The sequence below is a fragment of the Methylobacterium sp. DB0501 genome (assembly GCF_011043735.1).
In the GTDB taxonomy this organism is placed as follows: Bacteria; Pseudomonadota; Alphaproteobacteria; order Rhizobiales; family Beijerinckiaceae; genus Methylobacterium; species Methylobacterium alsaeris.
Window position 1 is genome coordinate 310,508 of record NZ_JAAKGV010000004.1, and the last position, 15,718, is coordinate 326,225.

Here is a 15,718-nt window from a genome sequence, read left to right on the forward strand (position 1 = left end):
GTCGTCGGCGAGAGACGATCAGCTCCTCAATGCCCACCCGGCTCCGCATGCATCCGCCGGATCCGCCGGACCGTCCACCACACGCCCACCAGCACCAGCGGCACCGCCACGGCCGTCCCGATCGTCGGGTCCACCGGCGCGCCGGCGTGGTGCACGCCCTCCAGCACGTGGTGGACGAGGCTGGCGACGTAGTAGGTGATCGCCGCGACCGAGAGGCCCTCGACGGTCTGCTGCAGGCGCAGCTGCAGCCGCACCCGGTCGTTCATCGACTGGAGCTGGGCCTGGTTCTGGTGCTCCAGCTCGATATCGACCCGGGTCCGCAGCATCTGTGCGGCGCGGGAGAGCTTGCGCGAGAGCAGGTCCTGCCGCTCGGCGATCGTCGTGCAGGTGCGGATCGCCGGGTTGTAGCGCCGGGCGAGGAAGACCGACCAGCTCGTCTGCCCCGGCAGCGCGTGCTCGCCCGAGGAGGAGAGGCGCAGGCGCACCAGTTCGTCATAGGCCCGCGTCGCCCCGAAGCGGTACATCGCCCGCGACGCGCCGGCCTCCAGTTCCGCCGCGAGCCCGATCAGCTCGTCGAGGAGGGCGTGATTCTCCGAAAAGCCCTCGCTGGAGCGCATCGCCTCCATCAGGGGCGGCAGGGCCGTCTCGATCCGCCGGATCGTCGGCCCGAGGGCTTGCGCCTCCGGCAGTCCGAGGAGCGCCAGGGTGCGGTAGGTCTCGATCTCGAGCAGGCGCTGCACCAGGGTGCCGGCGCCGAGCCGGCTCAGGCGCCGGTCGGCCACCACGATGCGGACGTAGCCGTGCGGGTCGGGCTGGAAGTCGGTGGCGATCACCGCGGCGCCCCCTTCCGCCTCCGCCATGGCGAGCGAGGCGGCGTTGAAGCCCGAGATCGCGTCGGACGGCAATCCGTCATTGACCGCCGGCAGGAGGTGCAGGTCGACGGCGACGAGGAGCGGGCCGGGCTGGGCCACCTCCCCCATCGCGCCCTCCAGCGCATCGGGCTGGGGCTGGAAGGCCTGGGCCTGGGAGTCGCCGAACTCCCACGTATAGGTGGTGAACTCGCTGTGGCTCTCCCAGCGCAGGATGGCGCCGGAGAACACCACCCGGTGCTGCTTGGCCCCCGGCATCGGGCCGGGATGGCCGAGGCCGGTGCAATAGGCCTCCAGCGCGTCGCGGTCGGCCGCGGCGGCGTCGCCGTCGGTCAGGAAGGCGTAGTGCAGGAAGCGGCGAGGCGTCTTGACCGGGGTGAAGGGCCGGGCATGGACCTCCGCCAGCACCCGCGCCCGCAGGGGGTGTTCGTCCAGCCGCATTGTTCGAAGTCCCGCCTGTCGTCACGCCAGGCGAGGCTTGGCGGAGGCCGGCCCGTCGGTCAACGGGCCGATTGGCGGAGGCCGGCCCGCCGGTCAACGGGCCGATTGGCGGAGGCCGGCCCGTCGATCGACGGGCCGGCCAGCTTCGTCGAGACGCGTCAGTGCCGGAAGTGGCGGTGGCCGGTCAGCACCATGGCGAGGCCGGCCTCGTCGGCGGCGCGGATCACCTCGTCGTCGCGCATCGAGCCGCCGGGCTGGATCACCGCCGTGGCGCCGGCCTCCGCCGCGGCGAGCAGGCCGTCGGCGAAGGGGAAGAAGGCGTCCGAGGCGACCACCGCGCCGCGGGCGAGGCTCTCGGGGAGCCCGGCGGCCTTGGCGGCCTCCGCCGCCTTCCAGGCGGCGATGCGCGAGGAATCGACCCGCGACATCTGCCCGGCGCCGATGCCGACCGTGGCGCCGTCCTTGGCGTACACGATGGCGTTCGACTTGACGTGCTTGGCGACCCGGAAGGCGAAGCGCAGGTCCGACAATTCGGCCTCGGTCGGCGCGCGCTTCGTCACGACCTTGAGCTGCATGTCGTCGACGACGGCGTTGTCGCGGTCCTGCACCAGGAAGCCGCCCGCTACCGTGCGCCACACCTGGCCGGGCGCGCGCGGATCGGCGATGCCGCCGGTGGTGAGCAGGCGCAGGTTCTTCTTGGCGGCGACGATCGCGGCCGCCTCCTCGGTGGCGTCGGGCGCGATGATGACCTCGGTGAAGATCTCGACGATCTTCCGCGCCGCCTCGGCGTCGAGGGTGCGGTTCAGCGCGACGATGCCGCCGAAGGCCGAGACCGGATCGCAGCGCAGGGCCCGCTCGTAGGCCTCGATCAGGCTCGCCCCTTCCGCGACGCCGCACGGGTTGGCGTGCTTGACGATCACGACGGCAGCGGCCCGGGCCGGGTCGAACTCGCTCACCGCCTCGAAGGCGGCGTCCGTGTCGTTGAGGTTGTTGTAGGACAGTTCCTTGCCCTGGAGCTGGCGCGCGGTGGCGACGCCCGGGCGGGCCGCGCCGGCCGTGCGGTAGAAGGCGGCCTTCATGTGCGGGTTCTCGCCGTAGCGCAGGCCCTGGGCCAGCGTTCCCCCCAGCGCCCGGAAGGTCTGGCTCTCGGGCGCCGCCTCGATCTCGCCGGCGAGCCAGGTCGCGATGGCCGCGTCGTAGGAGGCGGTGCGGGCATAGGCCTTCTGGGCCAGGCGCCGGCGGGTCGCGAAGGGGACAGCGCCGTCATGGGCCTCGAGGTCGGCCAGCACCGTGGCGTAATCGGCGACGTCGACCACCACGGCGACATCCTTGTGGTTCTTGGCCGCGGCGCGGATCATCGCCGGGCCGCCGATGTCGATGTTCTCGATGCATTCGGCCGCCGGCTTGCCCGCCGCCAGCGTCGCCTCGAACGGATAGAGGTTGACGACGAGGAGATCGATCGCCGCGATGCCGTGGGCCAGCATGGCGGCCTGGTGCTCGGGATTGTCGCGAATGGCGAGCAGGCCGCCATGCACGCCCGGATGCAGGGTCTTGACCCGGCCGTCCATCATCTCGGGAAAACCCGTGAGGTCGGAGACCTCGGTCACCGGCAGGCCGGCCTCGCGGAGCGCCCGGTGGGTGCCGCCGGTCGAGACCAGGGTGACGCCGCGGGCGGCGAGCGCGCGGGCGAATTCCACCAGCCCGGTCTTGTCGGAGACGGAGAGGAGCGCGCGGGAGATGCGGGACAGGTCGCTCGCCATGGGGATCCGGGTCTTTCAGGTCGGGGGCGCCGCCGGGAGGAATCCGGGTGAAAAATCCGAGCCGGCGCAGGATCTTCGGGCGCGCCTAGCAGAAACCGGCGGTCGAGGCCAGATGGTGCAGCGCGGGAGGATCCCCCGGCATGACCGCCCTGCCCCGGCGGCATCGGCCGTGGAGGGGCGCCGGCTCGCGCGTCTGACGGATAGGCTCGGAGGGGCAGACTTGCTATGAGGGAACCGGCCGCTTTCCGCCCCGGGAAGCGGCCTGTCGCGCCACGGGAGGCGGTGATTTTTTCCGACAGTCCTTGGGGGACGGGCCTCGGCCTGTTCGCCATCGTGTTCCTGGTCTTCGCGAACGGGTTCTTCGTCGCGGCCGAGTTCGCCCTGGTGGCGGTCCGGCGCAGCCGGGTCCAGGAACTCGTGGCCGAGAGGCGGACCAACGCCCTGGTCCTGCAGCGCGCGGTCGAGAGCCTGGATTCGCACCTCGCGGCCACGCAGCTCGGCATCACCATCTCGTCGCTCGCCCTCGGCTGGGTCGGCGAGCCGGCTCTCGCCCACCTGATCGAGCCGGCCCTGTTCTGGCTGCCGCAGGGCGTGGGCAATTTCGGCGCCCACGCCATCGCGGTGGTCCTGTCCTTCGTCGTCATCACCTCGCTGCACATCGTGCTGGGCGAGCTGGCGCCGAAGAGCCTGGCCTTGCAGCGCAGCGAGCGCACGGCGCTCGCCATCGTCCGGCCCCTGCGGCTGTTCCTGCTGGTGTTCCGCCCGGCGATCTCGTTCCTCAACGGCCTGGGCAACGGGGTGCTGAGGCTCTGCGGCCTGCAGCCCGGCTCGGGCGAGGACGCGCTGCATTCCACCGCCGAATTGTCGCTGCTCGTCGCGGCGAGCCAGGAGGCCGGCCTGATCCAGGAGGCGCAGCAGGAGGCGGTGCAGCGCATCTTCGGCATCGGCGAGCGCCGGGTGAAGGACATCATGACCCCGCGCCACGAGGTCGACTGGATCGACGTCGACGATCCCCGCGAGGCGGTGCTGGAGACGATCCGGGCCTGCCGCCACGAGCAGCTGGTGGCGAGCCGCGGCGAGATCCACGAGATCGTCGGCGTGCTGCGCAAGCAGGACGTGCTCAACCAGCTCCTCGACGGGGCGCCGATCACCCTCGACGCGATCATCCGCGAGCCGATCGTCGTCCACGAGGCGATGCCGATCCTGCGGGTGCTCGAGACCTTCAAGGCCAAGCCCGTCCGGATGGCGATCGTCGTCGACGAGTACGGCAGCCTCGAGGGCATCGTCACCCAGACCGACCTGCTCGAGGCGATCGCCGGCGACATCCCGGAGACCGACGACGAGGAGCCGATGGTGGTCGAGCGCCAGGACGGCTCGCTGCTGATCGACGGAATGATGCCGGCGGTCGACGCCTTCGAGCGCCTCGGCTTCACCGAGCGGCCCGACACCGACGACTTCTCGACGCTCGCCGGCTTCATGATCTTCCAGCTCGGCCGCATTCCCACCGCCGGCGACGGGTTCGAGCGCAGCGGCTGGCGCTTCGAGGTCGTCGACATGGACGGGCGGCGGATCGACAAGGTCCTGGCGGAGCGGGTCGCCGCGTGAGTCACCCGCGCGCCGACCTCACCCTGCGTCAAATGGGGTTGCAAAGCTTCGCCGGACGGTTACCTACGGTTTGCCGGATTATCCCGGGCCGCCGCTCGCGGCGCCCCTGCCACACGGAGATCACCCCATGAGCCTGAACCGCGCCCTGCTGCTCGCCGCCCTTCTGGCGGCCCCGCTCGCCCTGCCCGTCTCGGCCGAGGCCAAGCCGAACACCGACCGCACCATCGCGACCGTGGACACCGATTCCGACGGCACGATCGACCTTGCCGAGGCCAAGGCCGCGGCCGGCGCGGTGTTCGACAAGCTCGAGAAGGACGGCGACACCACCCTCGACACCAAGGAGCTGCAGGGCCGCGTCAGCCGCAAGGACATGAAGCTGGCCGACCCGGACAACGACGGCACGCTCACCAAGGACGAGTATCTCGCCCTGGTCGAGGCCCGCTTCAAGCTCGCCGACCCGGACAACGACGGCACCCTGGACGCCAAGGAGCTGAAGACCCCGGCCGGCAAGGCCCTGGCCCGCCTGCTGAAGTAAGCGTTTCGGGTCGGGGCGGCCCGCCGGGCCGCCCCGCTTTCGAGATCAGTCGCAGCGCTCGCTGTGGACGGTCTTGCTGTCGCCGTACTCGTTGGTCTTCTTGACGGTCTTGGTCTCGCAGCCGCCGACCGAGCCGGTCGACTCGACCGAGCGCTTCTCGATCACGGTGCTGCGCTCGACCGGGGCGGAATCGCGCCGGATCACCGTCACGTCCTCGGCCATGGCCGGAACGGTGACGAGAGCCGCGAGCGTCGCGAGGGTGGCGAGGCGGAGGGACATCGAAGTCTCCAGGCTTGAGCGTTCAATCGTCCTCAGAACGCCAGCATCGCGGAGACGGTTCCGCCCCTTCGGCCCACAGTGATCCACAAGTCAGCGGGAGATTTCGCGTTGCCGGCCGCGCCGCCGGCGGTTTGATGCTGCGGCGCCCTCAAAACGGCGCGAATCGCAGGCGAATTGCGGTCACGCCGCGCGGAGATGCCGCCGCGCCGGCCGCAGGAGATCACCACCGTGCCCGCAGCCGGCCCCGTCGACCGCACCTCATCGGGGGAGGCGGTGCAACCCGGCCTTCCGGCGCGTCTGGCCCAGTTCTGGAGGACGGCCGGGCTGCCGATCCCGCAGCACGCCTGGTTCTGGATCGGCATCCTGCTGCTCAGCGCCGGGGCGGGCCTGCTCTACGACGCCCTGTTCCAGAACGGCATCCCGCTGGTGGCGGCGACCCACGGCTTCTTCATCGGCGCCTGCGCGCTCCTGATGGAGCGCGGCACCCTGCTGCCGCGGCTGCAGGCGCGCCTGCGCCGCCTGCCGACCTTCCTCTATGTGCCGATCGCCGAACTCGCCTATGTCGGCATGATCACGCTCGGCCACGCCACGGGCGGCGTAATCGTATGGAGCGCCGGGCTCACTCCCGAGCCCTTCGTCGAGGCGGTGGTGCCCTCGCTCCGCGTGCTGGTCTACGCGCTCGCGGTCTCGGCGCTCCTCGTCTTCGTGGTGCGGATGCGCGACCTCATCGGCGCCGAGGTCTTCGTCAATCTGCTGGTCGGGCGCTACCACCGGCCGGTCGAGGAGGAGCGCATCTTCCTGTTCGTCGACGTCGTCGGCTCGACCGCCTACGCCGAGACGCACGGCGCGCTCAAGACCCAGGCCTTCCTCGGCGCGGTCTTCGCGACGCTGGCCGAGCCGGTGCGCCACAGCCACGGCTCGACCGACGACTTCATCGGCGACATGGCGATGATCACCTGGCCGATGGCCCGCGGTCTCCAGGGCGCGCGCTGCGTCGCCTGCGTGCTGGCGATCCAGGAGAGCCTGGCACGGGACGCCGAGGCCTGGCAGGAGCGCTTCGGCGCCGTGCCGCGCATCCGCGCCGCCCTGCATGGCGGGCCGGTGGTCACGGCCGAGGTCGGGGTCGACCGGCACAAGATCGCGTATTTCGGCGATGCCGTGAATGTGACCGCGCGGCTGGAAGCCCTGTGCCGCACCCTCGACGCGCCGGTGCTGATCTCCGGCGACCTGCTGGCCAAGCTGCCGCGCCTGCCCGACGGCGTGCGGGCACGACCTCTGGGCGAGCACGCGGTGCGCGGGCGCGACCAGGTCCTGGCGGTCGCCGCCCTCGAACAGGCCCCGCGCGCCGGCCGCGCCGCGGCCTGAACACGGCCTCGCCCGACCGGCCTGCCTGTATAGACCCATCGTTTCCCTGGGTCATCGACGTCGGTTCTCAGTCTTTCCGGCGATGGCCGCTGCGAAGCGGCCGCGTGAACTGGCCCGCCCTGCCGCGCCGGCCCGATTGGACGATAAGAACCTATTCCTCTGCCGCGGACGGCATCCATGGTCGGATGTCGGCGCCGCTCGCCGGGCAATCCACTCGGGCGTGATGGAATTGGGTCAAAATCTATACATTCGTGATGTTCGATGGCGTCCACGGCATTTCACGGTTGCTGCCGCCCGCATGGCTCCTGCTGGCGGGCGGCGCACTTGAGCGATAAATGTTCTTTTCCTCGTCCACAAGGTACTACTCCGATCCGGATGGCATAAGCCAAAGAGGATGGAACCAGCACCCCCCGATCGCACGAGTTGGGATGCCCTCCCACCAAGGGTGAAATCAGCACAACCCACATCGCAACCGGCCTCAACAAGAACTTCGCGCGCCCCTTGACCGGATGCCGCCGTCGGTTCTTTTTCTGCTTGCAGTCCTTTCTCCGACATCATAGTTCCACTCGGAAGCCAAGACAGGCCAGCCCTGCGGCATCCGGAGCATGGGGCGGGCATGTCCAAGCGTCTCGCGGATCTATCTTGAAGAGAAGGCCGAGCTGATGAGTGAGAGTGAGGCGTCGACGAACCATATCGGGCTCGCCGCAGATATCGTGGCAGCCTTCGTGAGCAACAATTCGGTCCCGGCCACCGACCTGCCGGCCCTGATCGCCTCGGTCCACTCCGCCCTGGACGGCCTCGGCAACAGCGCGGCGACCGCGCAGGCCGAGCCGCTCGTTCCGGCGGTTCCGATCAAGAAGTCGATCATGCCGGATTATCTCGTCTGCCTCGAGGACGGCAAGAAGTTCAAGTCGCTGAAGCGCCACCTGCGCACCCGCTATGGCTTGTCGCCAGAGGAATACCGGGCGCGCTGGAACCTGTCGCCCGACTATCCGATGGTGGCACCAAACTATGCGGCGGCCCGTTCGGAACTGGCCAAGACCATGGGCCTCGGTCAGCAGCGGCGCAAATTCCAGCGCGGCACGGCGGAATGACCACGGTGGCCGGCGCCGCACCGCGCCGGTCGCGAGCCGGGTCGGCCCCGGGCGATACACCTTGAGAGTGCAGATGCCGGGCGCCCTAATCCCAGTCGGGATTGGGGCGCTCGCCGATCAGGCAGTTGGCCCGGGGCTCTCCCTGCGTCCGCCGCAGCAGCGGCGCGGGCTCGCGTCCGGCCACCTCGCGGATGATCTTGGTGCGGATCGCGGTGGCGAACTGGTCGCGCTCGCGCACCGGCACCATGAAGCTGCCGCTGCCGCCGATCACGCAATCGCGGTAATAGAGGTCGAGGTCCTTGATGTCCCAGGGCCCGCTCGGCTCGCGGATCATCAGGGGCAGGCCGTTGATGACGATCCCCTGGCCGACGGCGTCGTCCCGGGCCTTGGTCACCGACCGGCCCTGGTTGTTCGGGCCGTCGCCCGAGACGTCGATCACCCGCCGCGTCGCCTCGAAGCCGCTGCCGGCGAGCAGGCCGGCGGAGAAGTCGATGGCGCTGGCGATCGAGGTCCAGGTCGAGCGCCGGGGCGGGCTCTGGCCCAGCCGCTCGGCGAAGCCGGTCGCCTCCTCGGGCCCGGCGATCAGCGTCCAGGGCACCACGATCCGCTGGTTGCCCACGCCCGCCCACTCGACATACGTGACGGCGATGCGCCCGACCATGCCCTGGCGGATCGCCTGGTGCACCGCCGGGTTGCGGAACGCCTCGATATAGCCCTCCCGCTGGACCGCCTGCTCGTCGCCGGTCATCGACAGGGAGACGTCGACGGCGAGCACCAGGGCGACATCGACCTCGACCGGGTCGCCCCCGGCCCGGACGGGAGGCCCGGCCGCGACCGCGACGACCAGGCAGGCGAGAAGCGCGACGACGCGTGATCTCATCCGGGCACTCCCGTGCGCCGGCCCGGTTCGGGCTCCGGCGAACGCACAGGATCGGATGTCCGGCGGCCCGAACGCAAGCGCCGCGAAGGCCTTGGCCCGACACGCTCGCGTGAGGGCCCGCGTTCCGCGGCCAATGAGGCTTCTGCTGTGGATGAGTCCGGGGAAAGACGGCGTCTTAGGCTGGGGACAACGCGGCCCCGCCGAGAGTCCGGCCCGTCCGGCCGCAGCGTGCGGCGCGAGAGGTCCCGAGGTCGCCGATGCCCCGCCCGTCCAGCCTCGCCGATCGCCTGTTCTGGCCCATCCTGGCCGGGGGTGCGGCGAGCCTGTGGTTCGGACCGAAGGCCCTCGCCGTCGCCGGCCTGGTGGTGCTGGCGCTGGTCGTCCATCGGCTCGGGCGCGGCGGCCGGTTCCGGCGGCGGGTCCGGGCGATCGCCCGGCGGCATGCCGAAACCCTGGCCCTGCGCCGGCGGCAGGAGAGCTACGTCGATCCTTACGGCAACGAGATCCTCGACGGCTGGCTGCGCGAGCGCAGCTATTTCGCCGAGCGCACGGTGCTGCCGCGCCTCGAGGCCGCGGGCTATGGCGACCTGATCGAGGCACGCTGGGACGAGATCCTGGAGATCGTCGAGGCGGCGTCCCTGAGCGTCGGGCTCCCGGACGAGGCGGACACGCTGCCGGAGGACGGCCTCGCCTACGAGCGCTACTGCGCCGCCCTGCTCGAACGGGCCGGCTGGGACGCCCACACCACGAAGGCGGCGGGGGACCAGGGGGCCGACGTGGTGGCGGAGCGGAACGGCGTGCGGCTGGTCGTGCAGTGCAAGCGCTACGCGAAGCCGGTCGGCAACGGCGCGGTGCAGGAAGTGGTGGCGGCCCGCAGCTACTGGAACGCCGACTGCGCTGCCGTGGTCTCCAATGCCGGGTTCACGCCGGCGGCGCGCAAGCTGGCCGGGGCGACCGACGTGTGGCTGCTGCACCACGACGCGCTGGCGGAACTCGGGGCGCGGCCGGCGGGGCGGCCGCGTGGGACATGAGCGCCGAAGCCCGAGGCGCCGGGATCGGGAGGACCGCGACGCGAGGCGGCGTCCGACCGTCGCTCGGCCCGCCTCGGTGGCCGAGGCTCACCGGCGGGGCACATCGGGGGAGCTCATTGGGGCGGGGCGCAGAGGTTCCAGATCCGTTTGAATTCCCGCTGGGCGCGCTCGCGCTGCTCTTCGATCGACTGGCGACCCGGGCGGGCGGGCGACGCGCCGGCGGAGATCCCGGTCTCGTCGAGCGAAGCCGGCCCGTTGGCGCCGAACGGCGCCGACGCCCGGGCCGCGGGACGAAGCTGCATCGAGACCATCGCCATGATTGTTTCCTCCACTTTGCTCTTGTTAGGCTGGATCTTGCTTCGTCCGCAGCCTCGATGCAATGCCTTCCGCCTCAGAAATAGCCCCGGCTAACGACCCCCCGCTCATTACCCGGGCAGCCGCGATGATTCCGCAGGCAGCAATCCGGATCGGCCACGCCTCATGACGACGACGCCGGGATCCAGGCGACCATGACCGGTCCGCGCCGCCTCGGCGCCCTGCCCGGCCTCGCCGTCCGCGGCCTCATCGGGCTCGTCTATCCGCCGAGCTGCATCGCCTGCGGGGCCGCCACGGCGGTGCCGCACGCGCTCTGCGCCGGCTGCTGGAGCGAGATGCGCTTCATCGAGCGACCCTATTGCGAGCGGCTCGGCACGCCGTTCTCGGTCGATCTCGGGAGCCCGGGCCTGCTCTCGCCGGCGGCGCTCTCCGACCCGCCGGTCTATCAACGTGCCCGCGCGGTGGCGCGCTACGACGCCACGGCCCGGCGGCTGGTGCAGCGGTTGAAATACGAGGACCGCCTCGATCTCGCCGGCGCGCTCGGCGCGATGATGGCGCGGGCGGGCGCCGAATTGCTGGCGGAGGCCGACCTGGCGGTGCCGGTGCCGCTCTGGCGCTGGCGCCTGTGGCGGCGGCGCTTCAACCAGGCCGCCCTGCTCGCCCGGACCGCGACGCGCGGCAGCGGCGTGCCCCTGGCGCCGGACCTGCTGGCCCGGGTGCGTCGCACCCGCCAGCAGGTCGGCCTGAGCCGCGCCGCCCGGGCGGAGAACCTCCAGGGCGCCTTCCGGGTGCCGGAGGCGGCGCGGCCGCGGCTCTCGGGCCGGCGCGTCCTCCTCGTCGACGACGTGCTGACGACGGGGGCGACGGCGAACGCCGCCGCCCGGGCGCTCCTGCGCGGCGGGGCGGCGGCGGTCGACGTGCTGGTCTTCGCCCGCGTGGTGAGCGACGGGCGCGACGTGGTGTAATGTCGACGGTCGTAGCCGACGACCGTCGACAGGCGTCGGTCAGGCGCGCTGGACGCCGCCGATGGGGCTCTCCTGCGCGGCCGCCGGGGCCGCCCCGGAATCCAGGACCTTGCCGCGGGGGCCGACCCAGGCGCCGACCCACTTGCGCGACCACAGGGCAAGGCAGCCGAGCACGACGGCCGTGAAGGCGGCGTAGAACAGGAAGCCCGCCGCGAAGCCGCCGGTATACTGCTTCGACAGGCCCATGGCGTTCGGCAGGATGGCGCCGCCGAGCGCCCCCACCTCGCCGATCATCGAGCCCGCGACCGCGGTGTTGGTCGGCCAGCGCAGGGGCACGAGCTGGAACAGCGCGCCGTTGCCGGCCCCGAGCGCTGCGAAGCAGAACATGAACAGGATCGTGGTGATGAGGAGCGTCGGCGCCGCGGTCAGCATCAGGAACGAGCCGATGGTGGCGAGCAGCACAACGGTCAGCACCAGGATGCCGCCGATCCGGTCGGCGAAGTAGCCGCCGAGGATGCGGATGCCCGAGCCCATCAGGGCTGCCAGCATGGTCAGCCGCCCGGCCTCGATCTTGGTGACGGCGAACTGCTCGTAGAAGAAGGTCGGCAGGAAGTTCGACAGGCCGATGAAGCCGCCGAAGGTGATGACGTAGACCAGGTTGAAGGCCCAGCCGTCCTTCTCGAACAGGCAGGAGACGTGCTGCCTGAAGCTCTGGTGCTCGCGGTCCGGCGGCTCCTTGGCGAAGACGATCATCACGGCGAGCGGGATCAGCATGAACAGGCCGGCGAAGCCGTAGACCGCCTGCCAGCCATAGGCCTGCGCGAGCGGCGGCGCGAACAGCACCGCCAGCACGGTGCCCGAGTTGCCGGCCCCGGCGATGCCCATCGCCAGGCCCTTGTGCTCGGCCGGGAACCAGCCCGAGCCGAGGGAGAGCGCCACGCCGAACGAGGCGCCGGCGATGCCGAGCAGCACGCCCATGGCGAGCACGTCGGTGAAGCCGTGCACCAGGAAGAAGCCGTAGGCCATCGCCAGGACGATCAGCGACATCTCGGTGATCGCGGCGTTCTTGCGCCCGATATACTGGGCGAGCACGCCGAGGGGAAAGCGCATGATCGCGCCGGCCAGGATCGGCAGCGAGATCATGAAGCCGGTCTCGGCCGGCGAGAGCTTGTAATGCTCGGTGATGAACGGACCCATGGCGCCGTTGAGCACCCAGATCGCGAAACAGAAATCGAAGTACAGGAACGCGGCGAACAGGGTCGGGGGATGTCCCGACTTCATGACGGTCTTGAAACTGGCCATGTCGGAGCCTCACGCAGCCCCCGCGGGGGGTCTTCAACGCGCTTCAGGGTGAGGATCGCGGAGCCGGAGCGTCCCGGGCACGGTCCCCAGTCTGTCGGACATCCCTGTCCAAGGCTCGGGCGTCTTTGCCCCGCGGGCCGTGAGGCCAGCCTGCGGGAGGAATTGCAGCTTTCGTGCCAACCGGGCGGCAAGGATGCGGGGACCCGTTCGTCCTCGACTGCCTCAAGGGCAGGCAAATGCTGGCGCGACGGACGGCAGGGTGGCGACCGGGGCTCGCCCCTGGAATCGCGTGCCCTGTTCTGCTGCAATCCGTCGATGGACTGATGTCGAAGGAGGGCCCCAAAGGTCGCCGCGGCGTCCTGTGGGCCCACGGGGTGGGCACCTTAGGACGAGGGCGTGGACAGGATCGGGCCGCCCGGCCGAACGGTCACACCCGTATGTCGAGCGCCTGCCCCTGACCCGGCGGGGCCGGCGCGCTGGCGGTCTGCGCCACGAGGCCGGCGACCTCGCGGTCGGCCGCGATCTGGCGCCGGGCCGCGAGGGTCGCGACCTGCTGGCTGAAGGCGGCGCCCTGCTGGGTCACGGCGCTGGCGGCGAGGGAGGCGGTATCGAGGCTGCTCATGCGGTGGAGCTTGCGCCCGAACCGTGAGCAGGCCGTGAAGGTCTCAGCTCGAAAGCTGCGACATCCGGGCGAGCGCGGCGGCGAAGCCCGCGAGCGGCACCGTGATGGTCTCGGCCTCGCCGTTGGGCTTGGTGCCGGTGACGCGCAGGTTCACGGCGGTCTTCATCGCGTCGGTCGCGACGGTCGGGAAGCTGATCGACACGATGCAGCCGGCCTGGACGCAGGAGGTGAAGGGTGCGCCCTTGCCGAGGGTCGCATCGTCGAGCTTGAAGGTCACGCCGGGATCGATCGACAGGCCGAGCGGCATCAGCAGGAGGCCGTTGGCGCGCCCGTCCTGGGGGGCGTTCAGCTCGATGCTGAAGCGGCGCTGCCCGGTCTGGGCCACGCCTTGCGCCTGCGACAGCTGGCACTGGCGCTTCTCGTTCTCGCGGGTGCAGCTGACGGTCCAGTCGCCGTAGACCTCGCTCACTGCGCTGGCGCCGTTGGGCCAAGTTCCGCTTGCCGCGACGGCGCCCGGGGCCGCCGCGGCGGCGGGCGCGGCCTCGGCCTTCGGGGCGGGCTTGGGCGCGGCGCGGCGCGGCGCCGGCTTGTGCGCGGGCTTGGGGGCCTCCGCCGCCGGTGCCCCGCCGGCCGGCTCCTCCTGGGCGCGGGCGGGCGCGGCGAGGAACAGGCTGAGGACCAGGAGGCTGGCGAGGGACGGGCGGCAGGGCGGCATGACGAAAATCCTCGGCGCCCGTCCGCGCCGGGGCGGCGGAGCGGGCCTTTGTCTCGCGGCTCCTCTAGAGCCCCGAGCGCCGGAAGGGAAGCCGCCGCGACGCCGGCTCCACCGCCATGCCGTTGAGTTATCTTAGGATTATTCCAATCATGGTCTGGCGGATCGGCGATCGATGCGACGGCGAGGCCACCTTTCTCCCAGTCGTTCCGGGTGCGGGATCGCCGCGACCAGGTCGGTCTCGGCCCCGCTCCCTTCGCCATCAGCCGAGGTCTTCATGCCACGTCCGCCCGTCGCGCTCGATCAGCGCGATGGCGGCGGTCGGGCCCCAGGTGCCGGCGGGATAGGGACGCGGCGGCTCCGGGCGGTCGGCCCAGGCGTTGAGCAGGGTGTCGGCCCAGGCCCAGGCCGCCTCGACCTCGTCGCGGCGCATGAACAGGGTGGCGTTGCCGCGCACCACGTCCATTAGCAGGCGCTCGTAGGCGTCCGGGTAGCGCTGGTTGAAGGTCTCCTCGAACGAGATGTCGAGGCCGGTCGCCCGCAGGCGCATGCCGCCGGGGCCCGGCTCCTTGGTCATCACCTCGAGCTTGATGCCCTCCTGCGGCTGCAGCCGGATCACCAGGCGGTTCGGCTCGCGGGCGAACTCGTCGGAGAAGATGCTGAACGGCGAGGAGCGGAACTGCACCACGATCTCGGAGACCTTCTGCGGCAGCCTCTTGCCGGTGCGCAGGTAGAACGGCACCCCGGCCCAGCGCGGCGTCATCAGTTCGAGCTTCAGGGCCACGAAGGTCTCGGTGAGGCTCGTGCGGTCCTCGGCGAGGTCGGCGACGTAGCCCGGCACCGGCTGGCCGTTCACCGCGCCGGCGACGTACTGGCCGCGCACGGTGCGCATCGGCACCTCGTGGGCGGGGATCGGCTTGAGCGCCCGCAGCACCTTCAGCTTCTCGTCGCGCACCGCATCGGCGTCGAGGGAGAGCGGGCTCTCCATGCCGAGCAGGCAGAGGAGCTGCAGCATGTGGTTCTGCAGCATGTCGCGCAGCGCGCCCGAGGTGTCGTAGTAGCCGCCGCGGCCCTCGACCCCCACCGTCTCCGCCACGGTGATCTGCACGTGGTCGATCACGTCGGCGTTCCAGAGCCGCTCGAAGATCGTGTTGGCGAAGCGCAGCGCCAGCAGGTTCTGCACCGTCTCCTTGCCGAGGTAATGGTCGATGCGGAAGATCTGGCTCTCGGGAAAGACCTTGCCGACCTGGTCGTTGATGGCGCGGGCCGAGGCGAGGTCGTGGCCGATCGGCTTCTCCAGCACCACGCGGGAGCGCTCGCCGATCAGCCCGTGGGCGCTGAGGTTGCGGCAGATCGAGCCGTAGAGGCTCGGCGAGGTGGCCAGATAATAGGGCCGCACGTGGCCTGGATGCTCGGCGAGCAGGTTCGCCAGGTCCTCCCAGCCCGCCTCGCCTGCGCCGTCCACCGCCACGTAAGCGAGATGGTTGAGGAAGCGCGCCACCGTGTCGGGGTCGCGGTCGGCGTCCGGCACGTGGCGCTCCAGCGCCGCGGCGGCGAGGTCCCGGTACTCACCGGTGCCGAGATGGGTGCGCGCCGCCGCGATGATGCGGCTCTCCTCCGGGATCTGCCGGTCGCGGAACCGGCAATAGAGCGCGGGCAGCAGCTTGCGCATCGTGAGATCGCCGGTGGCGCCGAACACCACGGCATCGAAGGGGGCAACGGGAATGATCTTGTGCATCGGGTAACGGGTCTCCCGCTCTCGCCGGCCGGCCCTGCAAGGGCGCGGCCAGCGCGTGTGTCTCGCGGAGGCAGGGTTTCGAAGCGGCGGTCGTCGGGCGGCGCCTAAGCAGACTTGCGTCGGCAGGCCAACGCTTCGTCTGCTCGGACTTTTGTTTTGCCGCAGATTTCTGTCGCAAAACCGGCAACCCCTTTTGCGGCATCTG

General features: G+C 71.1%; 15 protein-coding genes. 6 read left to right on the plus strand and 9 right to left on the minus strand.

The features are described from left to right. Window positions 1-26 precede the first annotated feature (26 nt). Window positions 27-1,310: a DUF3422 family protein gene (locus G4G93_RS08735; protein WP_165083165.1), complete on the minus strand. Its 1,284-nt coding sequence runs from the start codon at window positions 1,308-1,310 to the stop codon at window positions 27-29. A 158-nt stretch (window positions 1,311-1,468) separates the two neighbouring features. After that, on the minus strand, window positions 1,469-3,070 hold the full coding sequence (gene purH / locus G4G93_RS08740) for a bifunctional phosphoribosylaminoimidazolecarboxamide formyltransferase/IMP cyclohydrolase (protein ID WP_165083167.1): 1,602 nt from the start codon (window positions 3,068-3,070) through the stop codon (window positions 1,469-1,471). Between the two features lie 282 nt (window positions 3,071-3,352). Between purH and G4G93_RS08745 the strand changes: the two genes are divergently transcribed. Beyond that, entirely contained in the window at window positions 3,353-4,675 is a 1,323-nt protein-coding gene (locus tag G4G93_RS08745; protein WP_165083169.1) for a hemolysin family protein, read from the plus strand. A gap of 127 nt (window positions 4,676-4,802) precedes the next feature. After that, a complete protein-coding gene (locus G4G93_RS08750) occupies window positions 4,803-5,210 on the plus strand; it encodes an EF-hand domain-containing protein (RefSeq protein ID WP_165083170.1) in 408 nt (135 codons plus the stop codon). 45 nt (window positions 5,211-5,255) lie between these two features. Here G4G93_RS08750 and G4G93_RS08755 read toward each other — a convergent pair whose 3' ends face one another. Continuing rightward, the gene (locus G4G93_RS08755) at window positions 5,256-5,489 is read right to left on the minus strand and encodes a hypothetical protein (RefSeq protein ID WP_165083172.1); all 234 of its coding nucleotides are present in this window, start codon (window positions 5,487-5,489) and stop codon (window positions 5,256-5,258) included. A gap of 324 nt (window positions 5,490-5,813) precedes the next feature. On the opposite strand from G4G93_RS08755, the gene G4G93_RS08760 reads away from it, so the two are divergent. Together G4G93_RS08760 and G4G93_RS08765 are read left to right on the plus strand one after the other, a co-directional pair. Further along, window positions 5,814-6,854 (plus strand): adenylate/guanylate cyclase domain-containing protein, encoded by a 1,041-nt coding sequence (locus G4G93_RS08760; protein WP_246736633.1) that lies wholly within the window; start codon window positions 5,814-5,816, stop codon window positions 6,852-6,854. A 662-nt stretch (window positions 6,855-7,516) separates the two neighbouring features. Beyond that, entirely contained in the window at window positions 7,517-7,948 is a 432-nt protein-coding gene (locus G4G93_RS08765; RefSeq protein ID WP_165083176.1) for a MucR family transcriptional regulator, read from the plus strand. 85 nt (window positions 7,949-8,033) lie between these two features. On the opposite strand, the gene G4G93_RS08770 is transcribed toward G4G93_RS08765, so the two are convergent. Further along, on the minus strand, window positions 8,034-8,828 hold the full coding sequence (locus G4G93_RS08770) for a DUF1194 domain-containing protein (protein ID WP_165083178.1): 795 nt from the start codon (window positions 8,826-8,828) through the stop codon (window positions 8,034-8,036). Window positions 8,829-9,085: 257 nt separating this feature from the next. Between G4G93_RS08770 and G4G93_RS08775 the strand changes: the two genes are divergently transcribed. Then, a complete protein-coding gene (locus G4G93_RS08775) occupies window positions 9,086-9,859 on the plus strand; it encodes a restriction endonuclease (RefSeq protein ID WP_165083180.1) in 774 nt (257 codons plus the stop codon). A gap of 113 nt (window positions 9,860-9,972) precedes the next feature. On the opposite strand, the gene G4G93_RS08780 is transcribed toward G4G93_RS08775, so the two are convergent. Further along, the gene (locus G4G93_RS08780) at window positions 9,973-10,176 is read right to left on the minus strand and encodes a hypothetical protein (protein WP_165083182.1); all 204 of its coding nucleotides are present in this window, start codon (window positions 10,174-10,176) and stop codon (window positions 9,973-9,975) included. A gap of 192 nt (window positions 10,177-10,368) precedes the next feature. On the opposite strand from G4G93_RS08780, the gene G4G93_RS08785 reads away from it, so the two are divergent. After that, on the plus strand, window positions 10,369-11,139 hold the full coding sequence (locus tag G4G93_RS08785) for a ComF family protein (protein ID WP_165083184.1): 771 nt from the start codon (window positions 10,369-10,371) through the stop codon (window positions 11,137-11,139). Between the two features lie 39 nt (window positions 11,140-11,178). On the opposite strand, the gene G4G93_RS08790 is transcribed toward G4G93_RS08785, so the two are convergent. The 4 genes from G4G93_RS08790 to zwf all read right to left on the minus strand — a co-directional run bounded on the left by G4G93_RS08790 (window position 11,179) and on the right by zwf (window position 15,513). Then, complete coding sequence (locus G4G93_RS08790) at window positions 11,179-12,441, minus strand: nitrate/nitrite transporter (protein WP_165083186.1); 1,263 nt, start codon at window positions 12,439-12,441, stop codon at window positions 11,179-11,181. A 427-nt stretch (window positions 12,442-12,868) separates the two neighbouring features. Then, on the minus strand, window positions 12,869-13,063 hold the full coding sequence (locus tag G4G93_RS08795) for a hypothetical protein (RefSeq protein WP_165083188.1): 195 nt from the start codon (window positions 13,061-13,063) through the stop codon (window positions 12,869-12,871). A gap of 43 nt (window positions 13,064-13,106) precedes the next feature. Continuing rightward, the gene (locus G4G93_RS08800) at window positions 13,107-13,778 is read right to left on the minus strand and encodes an invasion associated locus B family protein (protein WP_165083190.1); all 672 of its coding nucleotides are present in this window, start codon (window positions 13,776-13,778) and stop codon (window positions 13,107-13,109) included. A 259-nt stretch (window positions 13,779-14,037) separates the two neighbouring features. Further along, window positions 14,038-15,513 carry a glucose-6-phosphate dehydrogenase gene (zwf, locus tag G4G93_RS08805; RefSeq protein WP_165083192.1) on the minus strand — a complete coding sequence of 492 codons (1,476 nt, stop codon included), beginning with the start codon at window positions 15,511-15,513 and terminating at the stop codon, window positions 14,038-14,040. Window positions 15,514-15,718: the final 205 nt, after the last annotated feature.